The organism is Shewanella sp. SM69, assembly GCF_025653985.1.
GTDB lineage: Bacteria > Pseudomonadota > Gammaproteobacteria > Enterobacterales > Shewanellaceae > Shewanella > Shewanella oncorhynchi.
Genome location: NZ_JAKKRV010000007.1, coordinates 227722 through 250135 on the forward strand (window position 1 = coordinate 227722; position 22414 = coordinate 250135).

Below are 22414 nucleotides of genomic sequence, written 5' to 3' on the forward strand. Positions count from 1 at the left end.
TTAACTAAACCATGTTAACCACAGCAATAAACTCAATCGATAGAGAATTTAAGCCTTAAAACGACAAAAAGTGTTCATCAGGAACACTCTTTGTCGTTGGCGTGGCACTTAATTCATGCCTTTATTCGTTCACCACACACATGCCCTGCTCGGTTTGTACATAGGGAGCTAAAATAGGCATCATGCCCTTCATCACCTGCAATGGCAGCGCCGAGGTAAAACTAAAATCATCGGATTTACTGCCTGGCACGAAGGCGGTCAAAGTACCGAAGTATTTGTCACCTAGATAAAACACGAAGGTCGCGGTGCGGTTCATCGCCGTAGTCGCCACTTTTTTACCTTGCTGCATCTGAGTCACAATACGGTTATCACCGGTGCCGGTTTTCCCGCCTATGGCTAACATGCCACCTTTTTCATCGGTAAAAATGCCCTTTAAACGACGTGCGGTGCCGTTTTGCACTACGTTCGCCAGCGCCGCTTTTAAGGCTTGTGCTACTTCATGGCGCATTACCCGCTCACCTTGGGTGTTCTGATTCTGTAATCTCACTTCATAGGGCGTATCTGCGGCGAAATGCAGCTGATTGATACGCACTGTGGGCAAACGATAGCCATCATTTTGAATAATGCCCATCAGCTCGGCTAAGGCTGCGGGTCGGTCACCCGAGCTACCCAGCGCTGAGCCTAAGGATGGCACCATAGAATCAAAGGGATAACCTAAACGCGCCCAACGTTGATGTATGTCAAGGAAGGCTTCAACTTCAAGCATCACTTGCACTCGTACGTCACGGGCGTTTTTATGCCGCGTCCTAAACAACCAACGGTAAACCTCTTGACGTTGTGCTTCACTCGCCTGCTTAACATCGTTCAAGTTGGCATCAGGATTATGATTAAGGTAATCCAGCACCCACAATTCTAAGGGATGCACCCGTGCGATATAGCCTTGATCTGGCAAATTATATTTATCCGGACCGTACTTGTTATATAAGCTCTTAATACGACCATCGGTATAGCTCACCTGCGGCAATCTTTGCTTCAAGAAAGCCTTAAATGACGCCATAGATTCATCGGGCAGTAAATAGCGATACGCTGCCGTCAACTGCTGCTCCGACTGGGACAAACCATCAAAAAATATGTCGAAACGCTCATTCGCAGCCACTTTATTGTACTTACGATAAAACTTAGTAACGAAGGTATTACCTTCTCTATCAGCAAATACTCGCAGATATTCGTCACGGCGCGGATCTTTATCATTACGCAGCAACTGGGCCATATTGCCCTCGTTTTGCATACTACTGCTGTAATTCACGATATCGCGCATGAGGCGCACAAACGGCAAGTTAACCGAATCCTGCAGGGCTTGGTAAAGTGTTGGCGTTTTTAAATCTTCTGTTTTTTTAAAGTTATTAAACACATGCAACCCACCACCGGTAAAAAACTGTTCACTGGTTGAGGCTGAATATTCTCGCTGTAACGCCGCATCTAACATGCGGTCTAAACGTCTGTCGGGATTCAAAATCAAGTAATCAATCGCCCAACGGGTTAAATGATCCCTAGGTTCGATAATGATGGATTCCAATTCAATCCCATGTTTCTTGGAATACTTGTCGTGGATTTCGGCAATGATTTCTAAGTAGGTCGCCATCACCCGCAATTTAGCGGTTGAGCCCAATTCCAACTTGCTGCCCTCGTTAATATCAAAAGGCTGATCGGTACTATCCGTCTGCACTCTAACTCGGTTGGCGGTCTCAGTGCGCTCATAAAGCGTAAAGCTATACAGTACGTTTTGCAGTTGACTTGGGTCGAGTAACCGTTCGCCAAGCAGACCCACTTTCTCCGCGGTAGGCACTTGCGCCAGACTGCGTAAGTAGTGACTGACTTTCTGCTGTAAGTCACTGTGTAAGCTACTATTGACCGTCAAATCGAGCCTGTCTAAATCATACAGCCCCACATTTAACATGCCTGCGGTGCGAATGCGAACTGTGTTCACGCCCTTATCTGCGCCAGATTGGGTATTACGTTGCGGCTTGGCGACCTTAAACTGCAATTTCTGCGCGAGTGCAGCATCACGTAGACCACGATCAATCAAATAATACTGGCCGAGTAAACGGATATGGCTATCGACTAAGTTTTCAAGATCTTCATGACCTTGTAATAGATAGTAGGACGGACGACGTTGGGCGATCATCAAGGCAACCACTTGTCGGAATACTTGTCCGCGCTTGGTGGCATTACCTTTGATCTGCGGCGATGCTAACAGCTTGTTTGCAGTATCGAAATCGGTACCAAACCACGCCCACAATCCATCACCAATACCATGAACTTCACCATGATTTGGCGCCGAAGATAATGGCACGGTATTCAGATAATCTTGAACGATGCGCTTACGAGCAGGTTCAGTGTTTTCACCTTGTTGGTACACGCGCACACTGGCCGAGCCAATTTGCAGTAACTTATCTTTAATACTCAAGGTTAAACCTTGGGAAGAATGGCGGAATTTCTCAATCTGAGTCGCGAGTGTACTGCCACCCGCGGTAGAGACATTCATACCAACCATTTCAGCAATTTGACTCATACCTGCCACCACAAAGCGTGGCCAGTCGATCACAGGATTGAGTTTCTCTTCCGTCGTCCATAACTCGCGGTTTTCAATAAACAGTAAAGTATTAACGATTTCATTGGGGATCTTATCGTCGTCCTGATAAACCCGTTTAGGATAGGCAAATTCGTATAAATCAGTATTGCGGCAATCGAGCAGCGTCAATCCAGATTGGGCCTTTTCATGGTAAGGCGGAAAAAATCCAAGTTGAGCGTATTCCTGCAACGCTGGCGAAAACGCCACTTGTTGCGTTACCTGAAAATTTCGTTGCAGTAACCTATCAATATACTGAGGTAACTTACTGTAGCCATGGCGCTCATCGAAAGGACCATAACTAGGATAAATAACCGCTTGGCTCGGTGAGCTTTCTAATTCATAGGTGAGCGTCTTAGCATATTGATTGATGAATTTTGCTTGATAAAACGAAGTTTTAACCTCAAGTCCAATCAGCAATGCAGCGCAGCAAATCAGAATGAAAAATAAGAACCAGACCCTGCCCTTTGATCTGGCTTTACGCGGCGGCTTAACCTTAGCTTTAGGCTCAGGTTGTGGTGGACGAGGACGATAATTTTCGAACTTCATCTCTGATGTGGAATTAGGCAAAACAGCTCCAAAAAAACACTAAAATATTCATCTTTCATGCAACTCAGCAAATCCGTTGCCACTCAGTAAAGCAAGATATCAAACTCATCTAGCCATTATCCGGCTCTATTAATTAGTCTTAGTACCCATTATGTTCCACACTTTATCAAACCTAACTTCACTGTAAAGAAGGGTGCCTGTGACCCACAACCGCCACTAATCAATACTCATGTTAAGCTGATAGTACATTTTGCCAAATATTAATTTGTTGATATCAAGGTATTTTCAGCGATTAAGGCAACAGACAGTATGACTTAAAAACAAAACGAACTAATTTAAGTCGCATAAAAAGAATGAGTCGCTTAATAATTACACGCTATTAACGAAGCCTCATCCCACATATTCATGCGCATCCCAGATAAATTCACGAAAATGTTTGCGACAGACAGACTCGTAACTTTCATTACCACCAATCGCCACTTGCTCACCCTCGCGCATCACCTTGCCTTCACCATCAAGACGCACCACCATGTTAGCCTTACGTCCACAATGGCAAATAGTCTTCAACTCAACTAATTTATCGGCCCAAGCTAATAAATAATGACTGCCGCTAAAAAGTTCGCCTTGAAAGTCCGTTCTTAGGCCATAGCAGAGTACAGGAATATCAATATTATCGACCACATGCGTCAGCTGCTTAACCTGTTCTTTACTCAAAAACTGACACTCATCCACCAACACACAACTTAATGGCGTAGCTTGATGCACATCGCTAATCATTTGAGTTAAATCATCTTGGCTACTAAATACCTGTGCTTCGGTTTCAATGCCAATACGTGAGGCCACTTTACCTTTGCCATATCTGTCATCTATGGAGGCTGTCATGACCAAAGTATTCATACCGCGTTCACGGTAGTTATAGGATGACTGTAATAGTGAAGTGGATTTACCCGCGTTCATTGCCGAATAATAAAAATACAATTGAGCCAAGACTTATACCCTTTAAAAACGTTATCGCTTACGCGTCTGCTACCAGAGCCAAATTGAGCGCTAGTCTAACATTGCGCTTCACATCAGAACACTAGCAGCCGCTAAGCTTTTATCATGAAATTCTGCAATGACACCAACTTATCAATCATTTTAATCTCCAATCGCCTCCTGAAATATTTCTAGTCCACTTCATTTAATACTCCTCCCTGCAAAAAACATAAAAAACGCCCCGATGCCGTTCAATTGTTAATGAAAGCTTAACTGAACCTTAAATATTGTTTCGTAAGGAAAAATTAGTAAAAGTTAAATTTAAAAAGTGTGATCTACCTCCAAAGTAATAGGTATAAATGGGCTTGCGCTCAAAAAACAAACATAGCGTTAACAGTAATATTTCATTCGAGACAAAACGTGCTCAATTAAAAAAAGAAAAGTATTCGATAGCTTGCAAATTGAGACCAACGGTCAAAGCACTAATCTACCCTGCAAACTTTAGTGCTCCACTCCGTCCTTTATTCGCATATTGGATCAAATGGAGATTATGATGAGAATTTTCACCTCTAGAAAACTGGCATATTTAGTTGCCTTAGCACTAACTGGCGCCCTTGTTGGCTGTGGCGATGATGGTAAAGATGGTGTAGATGGAGCACCAGGAACGCCCGGTATCCCTGGAACACCTGGTGAACCAGGAACACCCGGTGAGCCTGGAACACCGCCCCCAGTCACCAGTTCTACTATGACTAACGTCAAAGTGATCAACTATAGCTTTGGCGAAGGCAGTATCACTTACGAATTTGAAATTACAGATGAAAACAATAACCTAATCAACGGACTGTTAAATGCTCAAGCCAAAGTGGCTGCACTAACAGATAAAGGCTTCATCACTAACCGCACCGAAGCTGATAAAAGTGGTGTTGCAGATAATGTCCATATTGGCGGTGAAGCAACTCAAGCAACCGTCGGCGCTGAATTGACCGCTTTAGCTGATGGTCATTACCAATTTAAAGTACCAATGAAAGGGGTTAATCCAAGTACTGAAGGTATCGTTTGGTTACGTGTCGGTGGTAATAATGGTATTGCGACCTCTAAACCTCTGGTCGTTAACAAACCTGAAGGCACCCATTCAACCACAACTGATAGTTGTTACTCTTGCCATATCGACTATTCAACAAGCCCTCGTCGTCATGCAAGCTATGTCGCTACCGGCATGGACAGCGAAGTCACTTTCGTGGAAGGCTGTTTAGTGTGTCACGGCTCAGTCAGCCGCGCAGTTGTCAATGCTGAAGGTTTCTCTACGGGTGGCTATGCGACAAACACCCTATCTAAAATTGGTCATATCAATCACTAAGATTTTACTAAAGACTTTTCAGTACAAAACTGTACATCTTGTCACGTTGAAGCACCTAAAAACATCAACGTAGCTGGACCAGGTTGTATTGATTGCCATGACAGTGGTGGCGTACCAGGGGCTATTATCCCAAGTAATGGTGCGGATCTGCGCATTATGCACGAAAGCAAAGCGGGTATAACCGAACGCCAAGCGATTCGCGCTAAGTATAAATTGAGTCTATCAACACCTGTTAAAGTAGATGATATTTCTACCAAGACAGACCACTATGCGCCGACAGGTGCTGCGGCTGCAGTAACCGCCCCAGGCTGGTGTACAACGCTGACAGTGAAAGACACCGATGGTAACGTCTTTAGCATTAAAGACAACTTTAACTATTCTAGCCCGCTAGTATATGACGCTAAGAAACCCGTAGTTTATGCGGGCGCTTATTTACATTCCTATGAAAATGGCAGCTTAGTGGGTCGCCCAGGTAACCGTACTAACTACTACTATGGTTACAACACTGACGGCACTAAAAATATCTGTCATTTACTGACAGATATCAGCGCAGTGAATGCTAACTATGTTTATTCTGCCCGCGTGACATTCAGTACCGCTGGTTGGATGGAATATGATGGTAAGCAACGCTACCAAAGTAATGGCAACCTAAGAGCGACAGGTTATGATGGTTCTATGGGCATATCCTTTACGGCTTACTCAGATGTCGTTAACCCTGTCACCACTCAAAAGGTCTCTGGCTTCGAACGTCGTGAGATAGCGAGTACTAACAGCTGTACTACTTGTCACAACGATGCCACTGCGTTCCACAAAAATGGTGCCTTCGATGAAGGTGGTAAAGCTTGTATCGCCTGCCATGACAACGGCATGGAACGTACTTCAGCAGCCTTAGGCGCAGGTTTTGGTCCTATGGTGCACAGCTGGCACTGGGGTAATGGCGCTAAAGTCGGTGAAGTTAAAGCTGATGGAACTCAAGCGCAAACCGCTAACGGTGCAGGCGCGATTGAAGCCTCTACTAGCTGCGTTGCCTGTCATGAAAAAGCGATTGATTTAAGCAAAGTGCCAAATCAATACATCGCTGAGCCAGGTAGCAAAATGACAAGCCCAGTCACCGCTAACTGTTATGCCTGCCACACTAGCGATTCAGCTAAGGCGCATATGGCAAGCAACGGTGGTGAAATCAGCATACCAAAGGTTGCTGACTGGTTTAAACAACCGACCTCTGAATCCTGTGCAGTATGTCATGACACAGGTAGAAGTTCTGGTATTGATAAATACCACAAGTTTACTCGCTAATTAATCATCTCATCATCGCGTGATTAAGAAGTAAGTAAAAAGCGGTACCTATTTTCCCTGCAAGGAAATAGCCAAAGGAGTCTCGCTAATGCGAGGCTCCTTTTTTACTTAGACATTACCCGATAACAAGCCATTTTCAGTCCTATTTAAGTTACTAACGTTACAGTCCTAAAAAAACAACAATTCAAAGGAAGTCACTCAATTATGCGTAAAAGTTTTATTGCCATCGCCATCGGCGCCACTCTCACCGCCGGATTCATGGCAGGTTGCAGCAGCACAGAAACTAAAGCACCTAACGTTATCTCGGTACAAACCCAAAACCCGCTGTTCCAAGCCAGTAACCTGCAATATCAAGCCCCTGATTTTAGCCTCATCAAGAATGAGCACTTCGCGCCAGCCCTAGAGCAAGGCATGGCAGAGCAGTACCAAGAAATTCTCGCAATAGCCAATAATCCGGCAGCAGCAACCTTCGATAATACGATTGTGGCTATGGAGAAAAGCGGCGCCCTACTCAACCGTGCATCAAGCGTGTTTTATAATTTAGCAGGGTCAAACAGCAATCCAGAACTGCGTAAAATCCAAGGGGAAATGGCGCCAAAAATGGCGGCCCACTCAGATAATATCAACTTAAACCCAGCGCTATTTTCCCGTATCGAAGCCATCTATAACGACCGCACTAACTTAGGGTTAACCCCAGAAGCCGTACGTTTGGTTGAGGTATATCACCAACGCTTTATCATGGCTGGCGCTAAACTTACCGATGAACAAAAAGTTAAAATCCGCGCGTTAAATGAAGAACAATCAACACTAACGAATGAGTTCTCTCAGCGTTTATTACGCTTAACCAAAGAAATCGCCGTTGTGGTGGATTCAAAAAGTGAACTTGCTGGATTAACCGACGGTGAAATAGCTTCAGCCGCGAACGATGCCAAAGCGGCCGGTCACGATGGCAAGTATCTGATTAACATAACCAACACCACTCGCCAACCTGTGTTGGCATCACTGGAAAACCGTGAGCTACGCCAGCGTATTTGGGAAGCCTCAGCGAACCGTGGCTTAACTGGTGAAAACGAAACTGCGTCACTCGTATCTCGTTTAGCGAAACTCAGAGCCGAGCGCGCAACACTATTAGGCTATGAAAACTGGGCAAGTTATCGATTAGCACCGCAAATGGCCAAAACACCCGAAGCGGTTTACAGCATGTTTGGTTCAATGGTGCCTGCGGTAGTTGCTAACACAGAGAAAGAAGCGGCCGACATTCAAGCGATGATCACTAAAACCGGTGGGAAATTTGAACTGGCACCGTGGGACTGGGAGTTTTACGCAGAAAAAGTCCGCCAAGAAAAATACGCTCTCGATGCCAATAGCATTCGCCCATACTTCGAATTTAACCGCGTGCTCGAAGACGGCGTATTCTACACACTCAAAGAACTCTATGGCGTCACCTTAAAACCACGCCCAGATTTACCGGTTTACCATCCCGATGTAAAAGCCTACGAAATGTTTGATGCCGATGGCTCAAGCATGGCCATTTTCTACGCCGACTATTTTGCCCGTGAAGGTAAACGTGGTGGCGCTTGGATGAGTTCGTTCGTCGGTCAATCCTTCCTCGAAGGCACTAAACCTGTGGTCGTCAACGTGATGAACATAAAGAAAGCGCCCGAAGGTCAACCCACATTCGTCAGCTATAACGAAGTCACCACTATGTTCCATGAAATGGGTCACGGCACCCACGGCATGTTCTCTAAAGTGACTTATCCAAGTCTGGCGGGTACCTCGGTTTCACGCGACTTTGTCGAATTTCCATCGACGTTTGAAGAAGATTGGGCCGCCCATCCAAAAGTGTTAGCGAACTACGCGAAACACTACGAAACGGGCAAACCCATTCCCGATGAACTGCTGCAAAAACTGCTGAAATCAGGCAGTTTCAACCAAGGCTTTGACACACTGGAATACATGGCCGCTGCATTAGTAGACATGGAATGGCATTCATTAAGCCCAGATACCCCGCTGCAAGATGTACCAACCTTTGAAGCCAATGCCCTGAAAAAGCACGGCTTAAACATCAGTGCCGTACCTCCGCGTTATAAGTCGACCTATTTTGCCCACGCCTTCCCCGGCGGTTACTCGGCAAGTTATTACGCTTATATGTGGAGTGAGATTTTAGCGGCGGATGCGTTTGCCTATGTACAAACCCAAGGTGGGCTCAATCGTGAAATCGGCATGAAGTACCGCAAAACGATCCGTGAAGTGGGTAATAGCATAGCGCCAATGGACGCCTACAAAAACTTCCGCGGACAAGAACCAACCACAGAAGGCTTACTTAAACGCCGCGGTCTAGATCAAGCACGCTAAGCTAAGAGTTGATAGCCTTAATGCGATAGGCTAGAGATAAAGACAAACTCAGCCTTAACCAAAAAATCAGCCAGCATAATGCTGGCTGATTTATTTTGACTTATTTGTCGTGAACGTTTGCAGTGAAAGGTTTCAATTAACGTCTAGCTAATTGCGCCTTTCGATTTGATTTTAAGTACGATAATACTGATCACAAATGCCACACTACAAGCCACTAAACCCGCGACAACAGACTCGGTAAATCCAAGTGCCACATAACCCACTAAGCTAATAAACGCCGCAATGAGTGCATAAGGTAGCTGAGTCACCACATGGTCGATGTGGTGGCAACTGGCGCCCGTAGACGACAAGATAGTCGTGTCGGAAATTGGCGAGCAGTGATCGCCAAATACAGCCCCCGCCAGCACAGAGGCAAGCATAGGCAACATCATGCCAGTGTGGCTTCCCATCGCCATATCAGCAGCAATCGGCAACATGATCCCGAACGTACCCCAGCTAGTACCAGTTGAGAACGCGGTAATACCTGCTAGCACAAACATTAAGGCGGGTAAAAACGCGAACGGAATATTTCCTGTTGCTAAACTCGCCATAAACTTACCGGTTTCGAGTTGACCAATCACACCTGCGATTGTCCAAGCAAATAACAGGATGTAAATCGCCGGCAGCATAGAGCGAGCGCCCTGCACTATACCTTTGACTATCATCAATTTCTCAACGCCTTGCACTAAATTCAATATCAGCGAAACCGCTAGACCAATTAATGCACCAAAGAAAAGTGATGAACTGACATCGGTTTTCTCAAAAGCAGAAATAATATTAAATTCAATCCCTTCCGCCGCGAGTACTTGAGCGCCACTGTTAATCATAAAATAGAGGGTTGCAAATACCAACACGGTAATCGGCAGGAACAGACCTAAAATCTTACCAGTTTCGGCTTCAGGTAAATCCGCGTTCGCCCCAGGCGGTAATCCCTTAGACTCATCGTATAAATTACCACGTTGGGCATTGAGCTCATGCTCACGCATTGGCCCAACATCTAATCCCATAAAAACAACAAAAAGTAATAATAATAAGGAGAAGATTGCGTAAAAGTTCATTGGGATCATTTGAATAAAAATACTCAAATGACCCGTATCAGCAAAACCATGGGCAGTTAATATCCCGCCAATGAGTGCGATAATATAAGCGCCCCAGCTCGAAACTGGAGAAATAACGCACACAGGCGCCGCAGTAGAATCTAATAAATAAGCTAACTTAGCGCGGGAAACATAATAACGATCGGTAACAGGTCGAGCGACCGAACCAACAACTAAACTATTGAAATAATCATCAATAAAAACTACGCAACCTAAAAACATGGTCAATAGTTTAGCGTCACGTTTATTACGTATATGTAAACGAGCCCAATCGGCAAAAGCCCGCGCGCTGCCACTTACGGTAATTAACGCTGTAATCATTCCCAGTACAATTAAGAAACCGAGAATATATAAGTTCCACGAATTTAGACCTTTATCAGTCCAAAAAAGCCCTTTAACGCCATTAAATACAAACTCACCCGTTGCTAAAGGTGAAAATTGATTGAGCAATAAAGCACCAATTAAAATACCTAACCCCAAAGAAAGCAGTACACGGCGAGTCAAGATCGCCAATACGATAGCCACCGCAGGCGGCAACAAGGAAAGTGCCGAATCGGCATAATTCATAACAGTCATTGATTATTATCTTCGTTAAATACGAATGGAGGGCGACTGAACTGGTGGGAAAAGGCAATAGATACCCAAGGTCACCTGTCCTATCAGTAGCGCTCCATAGTAACTATTCCCAATATCCATATCGGAAAATACTATGGCAGTGCTGCACCTATTAGGTACAACCCCAGCAGTCGATCGTGATAAATCGAACCACTTCGGCACCAAATCCTTTCGCAATCGATCAACGGAATCACCCTACTGATCACTACTAATATTTGGCGCGCCTCTACTTCTAAGAACGCCCTTGCACGGGCGTGAGGCACATAAAAACATAAGCGGCTTAGCAGATGCTACCGCAAAGCCACTTAATGTGACCTAGATCACAGATAAAATCAACTGAGACTTGTAATCAGCTCAGGAACCGCCTCAAACAGATCTGCAACGAGTCCATAATCGGCAACTTGAAAAATCGGCGCTTCAGGATCTTTGTTGATTGCAACGATGACTTTAGCGTCTTTCATGCCGGCTAAATGCTGAATCGCGCCAGAAATACCGACGGCAATATACAAGTTTGGCGCAACGATTTTACCGGTTTGACCCACTTGTAAATCGTTAGGCACAAAACCTGCGTCAACTGCGGCGCGTGATGCGCCAACTGCTGCACCGAGCTTGTCAGCAAGTTGTTCTAACATGCCGAAGTTTTCACCACTGCCCATGCCTCGGCCGCCAGATACGATAATGCCAGCATTGCCTAACTCTGGACGGGCAGAAACTGTCAGCGATTGAGAAACAAACTGAGTTCTCGCTTCAAACACTTTATCGAGTGTCGTCACAGCCGCACTGTTACCTTCTGGCGCAGCGTCAAACGCACTGGCGCGCACTGTCATCACTTTAATGGAATCATGGCTTTGCACTGTCGCTAAGGCGTTACCCGCATACACAGGGCGCACAAAGGTATCGGCATTGACAACAGTAATGACTTCTGAGATTTGCGCGACATCTAATAATGCCGCCACGCGCGGAAGCGTGTCCTTACCTAAACTTGAAGCCGAGGCCAGAATGTGACCATAGTTTGGCGCTAAGTCCGCCAGCAATTTGGCAAAATTTTCCGCTAAATGCGCTTCATACACGCTGGCATCGGCAACGAGTACTTGGCTAACGCCTTGTAGTGCCTGCGCCGCTTGGACAACCGCGCCACATTGGTGACCCGCAACCAAGACATGTACTTCATCGCCTATGGCACGGGCGGCGGTAACAATTTTTGCCGTATCGAGTTTCAATGCAGCATTATCATGTTCAGCTAATACTAAAATGGCCATTTAGATCACCTTCGCTTCATTTTTTAACTTTTCAACTAGCTCAGCTACCGACGCTACCATGATGCCCGCTTTACGTTCAGCTGGCGGAGTGACCTTCACAATCGTTTGGTGACTCTTTAACGTCACACCTAAGTCTGCCACAGTAAATACTTCTAATGGCTTACGCTTGGCTTTCATTATGTTAGGCAGTGAAGCGTAACGGGGTTCGTTCAAACGTAAATCGGCGGTCACAACAGCAGGTAAAGGCAGTTTAAGAGTTTGCATGCCGCCGTCAATTTCACGGGTGACTTGTAATGTATTCGCTTCTAATTTGATTTCTGAAGCAAAGGTCGCCTGTGGCATATCCATTAACGCGGCAAACATTTGGCCAGTTTGGTTATTATCACCATCGATGGATTGCTTACCAAAAATCACCAGCTCTGCTTGTTCTTTGTCTTGTACCGCTTTGAGCAATTTGGCGATAGACACTGGCACGAGATCTTCTTCAGTATCGATATGAATTGCACGATCTGCGCCTAATGCAAGCGCGGTACGCAGTTGTTCTTGCACGGCTTTATTACCAATACTGACAACAACCACTTCAGTAGCGCTACCCGCTTCTTTTAAACGAACCGCTTCTTCTACTGCGATTTCACAAAAAGGGTTCAACGCCATTTTTAGATTTGCAGTGTCAACACTTGTATTGTCAGCTTTGACCCTGACCTTCACATTGGCATCAACAACGCGCTTAACGGGCACCAATACTTTCATAGGGTTTCCTTCCTACACTTTCATGTACATGGACAAAACATTGGTTAATACCAATGCAGGATAGAGCAACTTTACGTCCTGTTAACGTTAACGTCAACCAAAGTCAAACGCCTGTTTGTATTTTTTAATCCGCTGCAACGGCCACTTTTTTGGACACTTATTTGAGGGAATAAGAAAAGTTCAAAAAATAAATAATATTTAATTTCCTTAAAACGCATAATTTTATTTGATTCGAGCTATATTAGTTTCTATCATTTAGGTGTTGTTCACCATTATCCTGTATTAAAAATAGAGTGGGACGAAAATAGATATGAGCGAATTTTTAGAGATATTAACTCACGGCCGTCGTTTTAAAGCTGCAGTAAAAGAACTTAGCGTTGAAGAGTTACGTGATTTAGCCGACAAATTAGATAAAATTTTAGTAGAACGCGAGTCTATGGCTGAGGAAGAAGAACAAGCCATGGCAGCTCGTAATGCTAAGATTGAAGAAATCCGTCAACAAATGGAAGCCGTTGGTTTATCAATTGATGACTTAGGTGGCGTAGCTGTTAAAGCTGCTGCGAAGAAACGCGCTCCTCGTCCAGCCAAATACCAAATTGAAGTTGACGGTGAAATGGTTCAATGGACTGGCCAAGGCCGTATGCCTACCGTATTTAAGAACGAGATCAACAAAGGTCGTTCTATGGAAGATTTCTTAATCTAATCCAGCCAAGTGTGATGGCGCTAATTTGCCAACACCAGTTTGCATAAAAGCTCGCATTAGTTGCGAGCTTTTTTATATCCATCAATCATTTCAAACTTAAACGACAGCCGTTAATTCCGCACCTCACTCCCGCTCAAATTACGTTACAATTCAGCCTTAGTATTTACATCTGCTTTCAGTTACTCTTTGTTCACCCTCACTCGATTGAATAAAATAATGCAGATAAACAATAAGATAATGATAAGCTGCAGCATAATCGCTAGCTTAGTATCACAAACAACATTTGCCCAGCTCAATACTGGAACAACATCCAGTAAACTCACTGCATTTACCCATGCTGAATTAATTATTGCACCGGGAAGGCGTTTAAGCGATGCCACTTTATTAATTGAAAATAATCGAATTAAAGCCATTATTGAGCACAACGACATTCCCGCTGGCGCATTTAGAATCGATTTGAGTGGTTATACAATTTATCCCGGATTTATCGATCCTTTTACCGATTATGGGATTGAGTTCGAATATCCCAAACTTAAGCTCACTCGCCCCGTCTATGATATAAAACGTATCGGTGGTAATGCGGAAAATGGTGCAATTCATTCTGAAAAAGAATGGTTTAATTACGTTTACCCCAATAAAGAACGTGCCAAAGAGTGGATTAATAATGGTTTCACCAGTGTGCAAAGTAGCAAACTCGACGGTATCTTCCGTGGGACGGGTGTCAGCCTTTCATTAGCAAACAAAACGGCTAATGAAGTGATTTATCGCGCCCGCAGTCAACCTTTTATGGCATTTGATAAAGGTTCGTCTGAACAAGATTATCCCTCATCATTAATGGGCAGCATTGCACTTATTAGGCAAACCTTTGCCGATGCAAATTGGTATAACCAAAATAAAAACAAACCTGCCAATGGCGCAATAAACAATCAAGTCGAATTTAATATTGCCTTTGAGCGTTTAGATAATTTAGCCGATAAGCAAATTATCTTTGAAACCAAAAATCTCAACGATCAATTACGTGCAGCCCATTTACTCAAAGAACATAAACTGCCAGCCAACCTACTTGGTAATGGTCAAGAATACTCACGCATCAATGAGTTAAAGGCGCTGAACTATCCGTTGATCTTACCTTTAAACTATCCGCAGGCGCCCGATGTCGGCACAGATGACGCTGATCGTGAAGTATCACTGGCGGATTTAAGACAGTGGGAACGTGCACCAACCAACCCTGCAGCGGTAGCTAACGCAGGTATCCCCTTTGCGTTAACGCAGTTTGGGATTAAGACAGATGCCTTCTGGCCGCGCCTACGCCAAGCCATTGCCCAAGGTTTAAGTGAAGAAAACGCTCTCGCAGCACTCACCACCCAAGCCGCAGAGATGACAGGCACCGCCGACTTTACCGGTAAACTCGCGTCCGGTTATATGGCTGACTTTGTTATCACTAAAGGCAATATCTTTAAAGATGGCCAGATCTACAGTGTTTGGTTGCAAGGTCAGGAGCAAAGTCTGCGCTCACTTCCCCAAGCACGATTACTGGGAGATTACCAATTAAGCCTCAATAACCTCACGCTAGATTTATCACTACATGATGAAAGTAAAAGTGATAAACCCAACATCCAAGGCAATTTAAGCAGTGGCGAACAAAGTATCTCACTCACTCAACTTAAGTTAGATGATAACGGGAGATTGAGCTTTACTGCCGATTTGAGCGCCGCAGGCATTAACGGCCTTAGCCGCTTTACGCTGTGGATGGCCGATGACGGCATTCAAGGTCGTATGGTCGATGCAAAAAGTCGCACTACAAATGTTGCCGGTGTCGCTATGACTCAAACTGCAAAGCTCAAAAATGCAGACCAAGCAAACAATCAAGCTCCCAAGAATGAAGCCAACACGAGCCTAGTGAGTCACCTCACCTTCCCTAACGTCGCTTACGGACTGAGAGAAGCCCCTAATGTTGAGAAGCTACACATCAAGAATGCCACCCTGTGGACATCGGATAAACAAGGTATTCTCGAACATGCTGATCTCTTGATGGCCAATGGCCGCATCGAAAAAATTGGCCAACAATTAAGTACACCATCAGGTTATCAAGTCCTCGATGCAACAGGTAAACACCTCACCGCCGGCATAGTCGATGAACACTCGCATATCGCCATTAATGGCGGTACTAACGAAGGAACAGACGCAGTTACCTCTGAAGTACGCATTGGCGATATTATTAATCCCGACGATATTTCAATCTATCGTGCCTTAGCGGGCGGCGTCACCAGCGCGCAATTACTCCACGGTAGCGCCAACCCTATCGGTGGCCAATCACAACTGATCAAAATGAAATGGGGCGAGCCAGCTGAACAACTCAAATTTGTTAACGCGCCCGCCAGTATCAAATTTGCTTTAGGTGAAAACGTCAAACAGAGTAACTGGGGTGAGAAATTTGTTCAGCGCTTCCCTCAGACTCGCATGGGAGTCAAAGCCTTATTTGAAGAAACCTTCGACGCTGCTATCGCCTATGAAAAGGCGTTAAAAAACTATGATAATCTGCGCTCCAGCGATAAAAAGAAAACCGTCGCCCCGCGCCCAAGTTATCGTCTGCAGGCGGTCGCCGAAGTATTAAACCAGCAACGCGACGTACATATTCATTCCTATGTACAGTCAGAAATCCTGATGTTTATCCGCTTGGCCGAGGCCTATCACTTTAAAGTACAAACCTTTACCCATGTGCTCGAAGGTTACAAAGTGGCGAGTGAACTAGCTACCCATGGTGCTGGCGCATCGACCTTTGCCGATTGGTGGGCCTATAAGTTTGAGGTGTATGATGCGATTCCGCAAAACGCTTGTCTGATGCAAAACAAGGGGGTGACCACCAGCATTAACTCAGACGATTATGAAATGCAGCGCAGACTCAACCAAGAAGCGGCTAAGTCTATGATGTATTGCAATATGTCAAAGGAAGACGCTTGGAACATGGTCACTATCAATCCTGCCAAACAATTAAGAGTCGATGAATTTGTGGGTTCACTCACCCCAGGCAAAATGGCCGATATCGTACTCTGGAACACAGAGCCACTGTCTATTTACGCCAAAGTAACGCAGGCATGGGTTGAAGGAAAACGCTATTTTGACCGCGACCAAGACCAAGTTGCCCAACAAGCTGTGGTGAACGAGCGCGCCGAACTTATCCAAAAAATTCTCAGCAGTGATGACCAAACTAAAGCGGGTGAAAAAATCACGCCACTCAACGAGCCACAGTGGCACTGCGACACCCACTATCAGGCATGGGGCCACGCTCATGAGGGAGCCAAATAATGCAACATTTATCTAAAACCGATTTGTTTGTGGCGCTACTCGGCGCAATTTGCACCACGCAGGCCCCAGTTATGGCCAATGATATCGTACCTACGCCTAAACAAAGCCACAGCGTACTGATTAAAAACGCCACTGTGCACACAGTCACTCAAGGCGTGCTCAGCAACACAGACGTCTTAATTGAAAATGGCAAGATCACGGCCGTTGGACCTCAACTGACCAGCCAAATCAACAATGCAACCGCAGAAAGCAGTGACACTCAAATCATCGATGCCAGCGGTAAACACTTGTATCCGGGCTTAATCGCCCTAGACACCAGCTTAGGCTTAGTCGAAATTGAAATGAGCCGCCCAACGGTTGATAACGCCGAGGTAGGTTATATCAATCCGCAGATCAGCACGGCCACAGCTTACAATGCGGATTCGGAGCTCATCCCGACCATACGTTACAACGGCATTACCCACGCACAAATCGTTCCGAGCGGTGATGGGTTAGCAGGACAATCGGTACTGGTGGATCTCGATGCATGGACGATTGAAGATGCGATGACACCAAGTGCTGGACAGTTCCATGTCTATTGGCCGCAAATCAAACGCATGCCAGAAGATGAAAAAGAGAAAGCCAAGGCCATCGAGAAAAATCAGCAGGCGATCGACAAGCTCAATATCGCCTTTGAAGATGGCTATCGCTATTTCTTAAGTGATAAGGCTAACGGCAAAGACAAAAACCAGAATGAAGATCCCCAGTCCGCGACCAACAACCTGCGCTGGCAGGCCATGTTGCCGCTATACCAAGGCAAAGCGACACTGTTTGCCCATGCCGACAGTGTTGGCCAAATTGAGCAAGTGATCGCTTTGACGAAAAAATACCAATTCAAATTGGTGATTGTCGGCGGATACGATGCATGGCGTTTGGACTCAAGCCTAAGGGAAGTTAAGGCTGGGGTCATTTACCCTCATACCTTGAGTCTGCCTAAACGTAAAGATGAGCCAGTCGATTTACCCTTTAAGATCCCATCTTTACTCGCCAATGCAGGTATTCCCTTCGCCCTTGGGTTCTCATCGGACTGGAATAGCCGTAACCTCCCCTACGCCGCAGGTTACAGCGCCGCCTATGGTTTAACACCTGAACAAGCACTTAAGTCCATCACCTTAGATGCCGCAAAACTGTTAGGTGTGGAGGATTTAGGTGCGATAGCGGTGGGATACCAAGGCAGTGTCGTGCTGTCCGAAGGGGACATTCTCGACCCTATGACCAATAAAATTGAGGCTATCTGGATTGAAGGGCGGCAGATAGATCTGAATAATCGCCATCAGCAGCTTTATCAAAAGTACCTTAAGCGGTAGAATTTACTCAGATAATAATATCGCATCGGCGCAGCCTACCAAGGCTGCGCAGTTTTCTCCTCAACCTCAGGTCAAACCATGAAAATTATCCTCTCAAGTGCATTAGTGCTCCTGCTCAGTGCCTGTGCAAGCGATTACCGTTTTAACAGTAATTTGGACAGTGAGGCGATTAATGACTATTTCAAGGCATCCGATGTCGTCCTTTATGAAGGTGATACCTTGCCTAAAGGTCATTATGAGTTAAAAGGATTGGTCGAAGGTGAGTCCTGTCAGGCCAATGCTAACGGTGCGCCCGCGTCGCTTGCCGATGCCAGAACCGAAGCCCGTCGCAATGCGGCAGATAAAGGGGCTAACGGCATTATCATCAAGCAATGTGTCATATTTGAAGAAGCTGCCCAAGGTTGTATAAGCCGCGCACTATGCGTTGGTCAAGCAGTAAAAACGGCTACAACAGAGTAAGCCTCACGCATATTAAGCATACTGCTCGCGGCGTGATCCTATAGTGTTCTAAGATTGCCCCTATCAACCGCTTAATGGCTAACGCTTCGTGACCAACGCTGCATTATTAGCGCACAAAGATGGGCCTTAATGATTAGCTTAGAATGATGAGCTTAGGCGGTTGTTATACTTACCCTTTAGGTAATTTTTTGCATGACATTTACCAACCAAATTATCGCAGTGGCAACATGCCGCACGCCCTATAAACAAAAATTTGGCATACCAAGACAACCCGGACTTGTTGAAGCGCGTGGTTATGTCGAACTAGAGTCCCATGTGAATCATATCGATGCGGTGCGTGGCATAGAGCAATATTCACATCTCTGGTTACTGTTTTGCTTCCATGAGAATCTTACCCAAGGTTGGAAAACCACAGTCAGGCCGCCGCGTTTAGGCGGCAATGAAAAACTCGGCGTGTTCGCCACTCGTTCCACTTTTCGCCCCAATGGCATAGGCCAGTCTGTAGTGAAATTGCACGGCGTAGTGCAGCGCAAGGGCAAAGTGTGCCTCGAAATTTCAGGTATGGATCTGCTCGATGGCACGCCGATTATCGATATTAAGCCATACATTCCTTTCTCAGATTCGATTACCGATGCTGTAGGCGGCATTGCCCAAGACGCGCCTAAACTGATTTCAGTGGTGTATTCTGACAATGCCAAGACGCAGATTGAGCGTTACGCCCTGCAGGAAACCTACACAGATTTAGCCGTACTTATCCGCGGTGTGCTCGGCCAAGATCCACGTCCCGCCTACAAAAAAGCCAAGGACGATCCTAAGTTATACCAAGTCGCCCTCTATGATTTAGATGTGTTCTGGCACATGGCGGTCGATGATAATGACCAAGAATACATCTTAGTATTAGAACTCAAACCGGGGAAATGTGGCTAAATGTCTGCGCCAACGCCTACATCAAAACCTGATTATCAAAGCCAGCATAAAAAGCGGCTCTCTTGGATGCCGTGGCTGTATTTTTCTTTAAAAGAGAAACATTTAATCTGGGCTAAACCTTGGCAAGACGATATTCAAGCAAAACTTTGTGCCCTCGAAACGGTAACTATCGGCGAGCAATGCTTTATCGCCCCCGAAGTTCAGTTATTTGCCGAACCCAATCGTGATATCCGCATGGGTAATCGCTGCATGATCGCCGCCGACTGTTTCTTACATGGGCCTATCACGCTAGGGGACGAAGTGGCGATTAATCATGGTTGCTCCTTCGATGGCGGCAGGGTCGGGATTCAGATAGGCAATCAAACCCGCATCGCCAATAATGTCACCCTTTACGCCTTTAACCATGGCATGGCACCAGATACCCCCATATATCAACAAGCTGCCAACTCCAAAGGCATTGTTATTGGCAAAGATGTGTGGATTGGCGCTCAGGCAGGCATAGTCGATGGTGTGACCATTGGTGATCACGCTGTGGTGGGTATGGGCAGCATAGTGACTAAAAATGTGCCCGACTGGGCGATAGTGGCAGGCAACCCCGCCAAAGTGATTGGTGATAGACGGGATAAGTAAGCAGTAAGGATTATCTTGATACTAGCAGTGACGAAGTCACGCTCTAACAGCGCAGCGCTCTTCCTTGTGTTATCCGTTATCCGTTATCCGTTATCCGTTATCCGTTATCCGTTATCCGTTATCCGTTATCCGTTATCCGTTATCCGTTATCCGTTATCCGTTATCCGTTATCCAGCATCAAAAAATGCTATTTATCTCCCAGCTAGTTGAATTTAACCTAAATCCCTAGGTGACATCACCAAAGCAGGTGATAAAATGGCGACCATTCAACTCAAATTTGGACATCGGTAATGCGCGTCAGCAAGTACCTGCTATCAACACAGAAAGAAACTCCTGCCAACGCAGAAGTCATTAGTCATCAATTAATGTTACGTGCGGGCATGATCCGTCGTAATGCGTCGGGCCTATATAGCTACCTCCCCACGGGCTTACGCGTATTGCGTAAAGTCGAAGCCATTGTTCGTGAAGAAATGAACAAAGCCGGTGCAATTGAAATTCTAATGCCTATGGTGCAACCGGCAGACTTGTGGGTAGAAACAGGTCGTTGGGAAAAGTTTGGTCCCGAGCTGCTGCGCTTTAAAGATCGTCACAATCGCGACTTCGTACTGGGGCCAACCCACGAAGAAGTAATCACAGATCTCATTCGTAAAGAAGTCAGCTCATACAAGCAATTACCGCTGAATCTTTACCAAATTCAAACCAAATTCCGTGACGAAGTTCGTCCACGTTTTGGCATGATGCGGTCACGCGAATTCTTGATGAAAGACGCCTACTCTTTCCACCTTGACGTCGATACCATGAATGAAACCTATGAGGCTATGTACACAGCCTATAGCAACATTCTATCGCGCATGGGCTTAGCTTTCCGCCCAGTTTTAGCTGATACGGGTTCAATCGGTGGCAGCATGTCACACGAGTTCCATGTTCTGGCACAAAGCGGTGAAGATTTAATAGCTTACTCAACGGGCAGCGATTACGCGGCTAACATTGAGAAAGCCGAATCACCTATGCCAACTGAACCACGCGGCGCAGCCACTGAAGCATTGCGTTTAGTCGATACCCCAAATGCGAAGACCATTGCGGAATTAGTTGAGCAGTTTGGTTTGGATATCACTAAAACGGTCAAAACCTTGATCGTTAAAGGTGCGACCGAAGCCGCTCCGCTAGTGGCGTTAATCGTTCGTGGCGACCATGAACTCAACGAAGTCAAAGCCGACAAGTTAGACTTAGTCGCATCACCATTGGAAATGGCGCCAGAAGCCCTAATCCGTGACGCCATTGGCGCAGGTCCAGGTTCACTTGGTCCTATCGGTCTTAAAATCCCTATCGTTATCGATCACAGCGTTAGCGTAATGAGCGATTTTGCCGCCGGTGCTAACGTTGATGACCAACACTATTTTGGTATCAACTGGGAACGCGATCTGCCGACAGCGCAAGTTGCCGACATCCGTAACGTAGTCGAAGGCGAGCCAACACCTGATGGTTCAGGCACTTATGCTATGGCACGCGGTATCGAAGTGGGCCATATTTTCCAACTGGGCACTAACTACTCTAAATCGATGAACGCGACTGTACTTGACGAAAATGGCAAGTCACAGGTGCTACTGATGGGTTGTTACGGTGTCGGCGTGAGCCGTATTGTGGCAGCAGCCATCGAACAAAACTTCGATGACCGTGGCATCATTTGGCCAGAAGCGATTGCGCCATTTAGCGTGGGTATTCTGCCAATGAACATGCACAAGTCGCACCGCGTAACCGATATCGCCGAGCAGTTATACAAAGACTTAAATGAAGCGGGTATCGAAGTGTTATTGGATGATCGTAAAGAGCGTCCAGGTGTGATGTTCGCCGATATGGAACTGATTGGTATCCCACATACAGTGGTGATTGGCGATCGCAATATCGATGCTGGCGTATTTGAATACAAAAACCGCCGCACAGGTGAAAAACAAGATATTCCATTCGATCAACTGCTCGACTTCCTGAAAAACGCAGTTAAAGGCTAAGCCTCAACGCGAAATGTAGACAAGCTGAAGATCAAAAACGAAACGCACTTGAGCCCAGCTTAAGTGCGTTTTTTATTGGACTTTTTATTGACCTTCATCGTTCACATTGGCTCGCA

14 protein-coding genes, 1 pseudogene and 1 riboswitch are annotated in these 22414 nt (G+C 45.8%); of the genes and pseudogenes, 10 read left to right on the forward strand and 5 right to left on the reverse strand.

All coding sequences use genetic code 11. The features are described from left to right. Nucleotides 1-121 precede the first annotated feature (121 nt). Together L5M37_RS12020 and L5M37_RS12025 are read right to left on the reverse strand one after the other, a co-directional pair. The gene (locus tag L5M37_RS12020) at nt 122-3199 is read right to left on the reverse strand and encodes a transglycosylase domain-containing protein (protein ID WP_263178031.1); all 3078 of its coding nucleotides are present in this window, start codon (nt 3197-3199) and stop codon (nt 122-124) included. Between the two features lie 369 nt (nt 3200-3568). Continuing rightward, nucleotides 3569-4165 carry a thymidine kinase gene (locus tag L5M37_RS12025; protein WP_028761119.1) on the reverse strand — a complete coding sequence of 199 codons (597 nt, stop codon included), beginning with the start codon at nt 4163-4165 and terminating at the stop codon, nt 3569-3571. Nucleotides 4166-4706: 541 nt separating this feature from the next. On the opposite strand from L5M37_RS12025, the pseudogene L5M37_RS12030 reads away from it, so the two are divergent. After that, nucleotides 4707-6806 (forward strand): annotated as a pseudogene (locus tag L5M37_RS12030) (multiheme c-type cytochrome). Between the two features lie 204 nt (nt 6807-7010). Next, entirely contained in the window at nt 7011-9161 is a 2151-nt protein-coding gene (locus L5M37_RS12035; RefSeq protein WP_263178035.1) for a M3 family metallopeptidase, read from the forward strand. Nucleotides 9162-9304: 143 nt separating this feature from the next. Here the strand turns inward: L5M37_RS12035 and L5M37_RS12040 are convergent, their stop codons facing one another. The 3 genes from L5M37_RS12040 to L5M37_RS12050 all read right to left on the reverse strand — a co-directional run bounded on the left by L5M37_RS12040 (nt 9305) and on the right by L5M37_RS12050 (nt 12921). Continuing rightward, nucleotides 9305-10873: a Na+/H+ antiporter NhaC family protein gene (locus L5M37_RS12040; RefSeq protein WP_028761122.1), complete on the reverse strand. Its 1569-nt coding sequence runs from the start codon at nt 10871-10873 to the stop codon at nt 9305-9307. A gap of 79 nt (nt 10874-10952) precedes the next feature. Beyond that, nucleotides 10953-11149, reverse strand: a riboswitch (Lysine riboswitch). A gap of 95 nt (nt 11150-11244) precedes the next feature. Further along, the gene (locus L5M37_RS12045) at nt 11245-12171 is read right to left on the reverse strand and encodes an electron transfer flavoprotein subunit alpha/FixB family protein (RefSeq protein WP_263197921.1); all 927 of its coding nucleotides are present in this window, start codon (nt 12169-12171) and stop codon (nt 11245-11247) included. After that, the gene (locus tag L5M37_RS12050) at nt 12172-12921 is read right to left on the reverse strand and encodes an electron transfer flavoprotein subunit beta/FixA family protein (RefSeq protein WP_263197924.1); all 750 of its coding nucleotides are present in this window, start codon (nt 12919-12921) and stop codon (nt 12172-12174) included. Between the two features lie 310 nt (nt 12922-13231). On the opposite strand from L5M37_RS12050, the gene L5M37_RS12055 reads away from it, so the two are divergent. From L5M37_RS12055 to L5M37_RS12090, 8 genes are all read left to right on the forward strand, one after another. After that, a complete protein-coding gene (locus tag L5M37_RS12055; RefSeq protein WP_028761125.1) occupies nt 13232-13624 on the forward strand; it encodes an H-NS family nucleoid-associated regulatory protein in 393 nt (130 codons plus the stop codon). A gap of 216 nt (nt 13625-13840) precedes the next feature. Next, nucleotides 13841-16930 (forward strand): amidohydrolase family protein, encoded by a 3090-nt coding sequence (locus L5M37_RS12060; protein ID WP_263200576.1) that lies wholly within the window; start codon nt 13841-13843, stop codon nt 16928-16930. Further along, nucleotides 16930-18276, forward strand: a complete 1347-nt coding sequence (locus L5M37_RS12065; RefSeq protein ID WP_263200578.1) for an amidohydrolase family protein — start codon at nt 16930-16932, stop codon at nt 18274-18276. Before L5M37_RS12060 ends, L5M37_RS12065 begins: the two co-directional genes overlap by 1 nt. 78 nt (nt 18277-18354) lie before the next feature. Beyond that, nucleotides 18355-18735, forward strand: a complete 381-nt coding sequence (rcsF, locus tag L5M37_RS12070; protein WP_263200579.1) for an Rcs stress response system protein RcsF — start codon at nt 18355-18357, stop codon at nt 18733-18735. A 192-nt stretch (nt 18736-18927) separates the two neighbouring features. Beyond that, complete coding sequence (tsaA, locus tag L5M37_RS12075) at nt 18928-19662, forward strand: tRNA (N6-threonylcarbamoyladenosine(37)-N6)-methyltransferase TrmO (protein ID WP_263200580.1); 735 nt, start codon at nt 18928-18930, stop codon at nt 19660-19662. After that, nucleotides 19663-20292, forward strand: a complete 630-nt coding sequence (locus L5M37_RS12080; RefSeq protein ID WP_263200582.1) for an acyltransferase — start codon at nt 19663-19665, stop codon at nt 20290-20292. 27 nt (nt 20293-20319) lie between these two features. Then, complete coding sequence (locus L5M37_RS12085) at nt 20320-20502, forward strand: hypothetical protein (protein ID WP_263200583.1); 183 nt, start codon at nt 20320-20322, stop codon at nt 20500-20502. An 80-nt stretch (nt 20503-20582) separates the two neighbouring features. Beyond that, nucleotides 20583-22298: a proline--tRNA ligase gene (locus tag L5M37_RS12090; RefSeq protein ID WP_168824371.1), complete on the forward strand. Its 1716-nt coding sequence runs from the start codon at nt 20583-20585 to the stop codon at nt 22296-22298. Nucleotides 22299-22414: the final 116 nt, after the last annotated feature.

Bases quoted from the DNA above. Each gene is read 5' to 3' on its own strand.
- L5M37_RS12060 (WP_263200576.1), top strand. From the start codon at position 13,841: ATGCAGATAAACAATAAGATAATGATAAGCTGCAGCATAATCGCTAGC.
- L5M37_RS12050 (WP_263197924.1), bottom strand. From the start codon at position 12,921: ATGAAAGTATTGGTGCCCGTTAAGCGCGTTGTTGATGCCAATGTGAAG.
- L5M37_RS12045 (WP_263197921.1), bottom strand. From the start codon at position 12,171: ATGGCCATTTTAGTATTAGCTGAACATGATAATGCTGCATTGAAACTC.
- tsaA (WP_263200580.1), top strand. From the start codon at position 18,928: ATGACATTTACCAACCAAATTATCGCAGTGGCAACATGCCGCACGCCC.
- L5M37_RS12065 (WP_263200578.1), top strand. From the start codon at position 16,930: ATGCAACATTTATCTAAAACCGATTTGTTTGTGGCGCTACTCGGCGCA.
- rcsF (WP_263200579.1), top strand. From the start codon at position 18,355: ATGAAAATTATCCTCTCAAGTGCATTAGTGCTCCTGCTCAGTGCCTGT.
- L5M37_RS12040 (WP_028761122.1), bottom strand. From the start codon at position 10,873: ATGACTGTTATGAATTATGCCGATTCGGCACTTTCCTTGTTGCCGCCT.
- L5M37_RS12080 (WP_263200582.1), top strand. From the start codon at position 19,663: ATGTCTGCGCCAACGCCTACATCAAAACCTGATTATCAAAGCCAGCAT.
- L5M37_RS12090 (WP_168824371.1), top strand. From the start codon at position 20,583: ATGCGCGTCAGCAAGTACCTGCTATCAACACAGAAAGAAACTCCTGCC.
- L5M37_RS12055 (WP_028761125.1), top strand. From the start codon at position 13,232: ATGAGCGAATTTTTAGAGATATTAACTCACGGCCGTCGTTTTAAAGCT.
- L5M37_RS12035 (WP_263178035.1), top strand. From the start codon at position 7,011: ATGCGTAAAAGTTTTATTGCCATCGCCATCGGCGCCACTCTCACCGCC.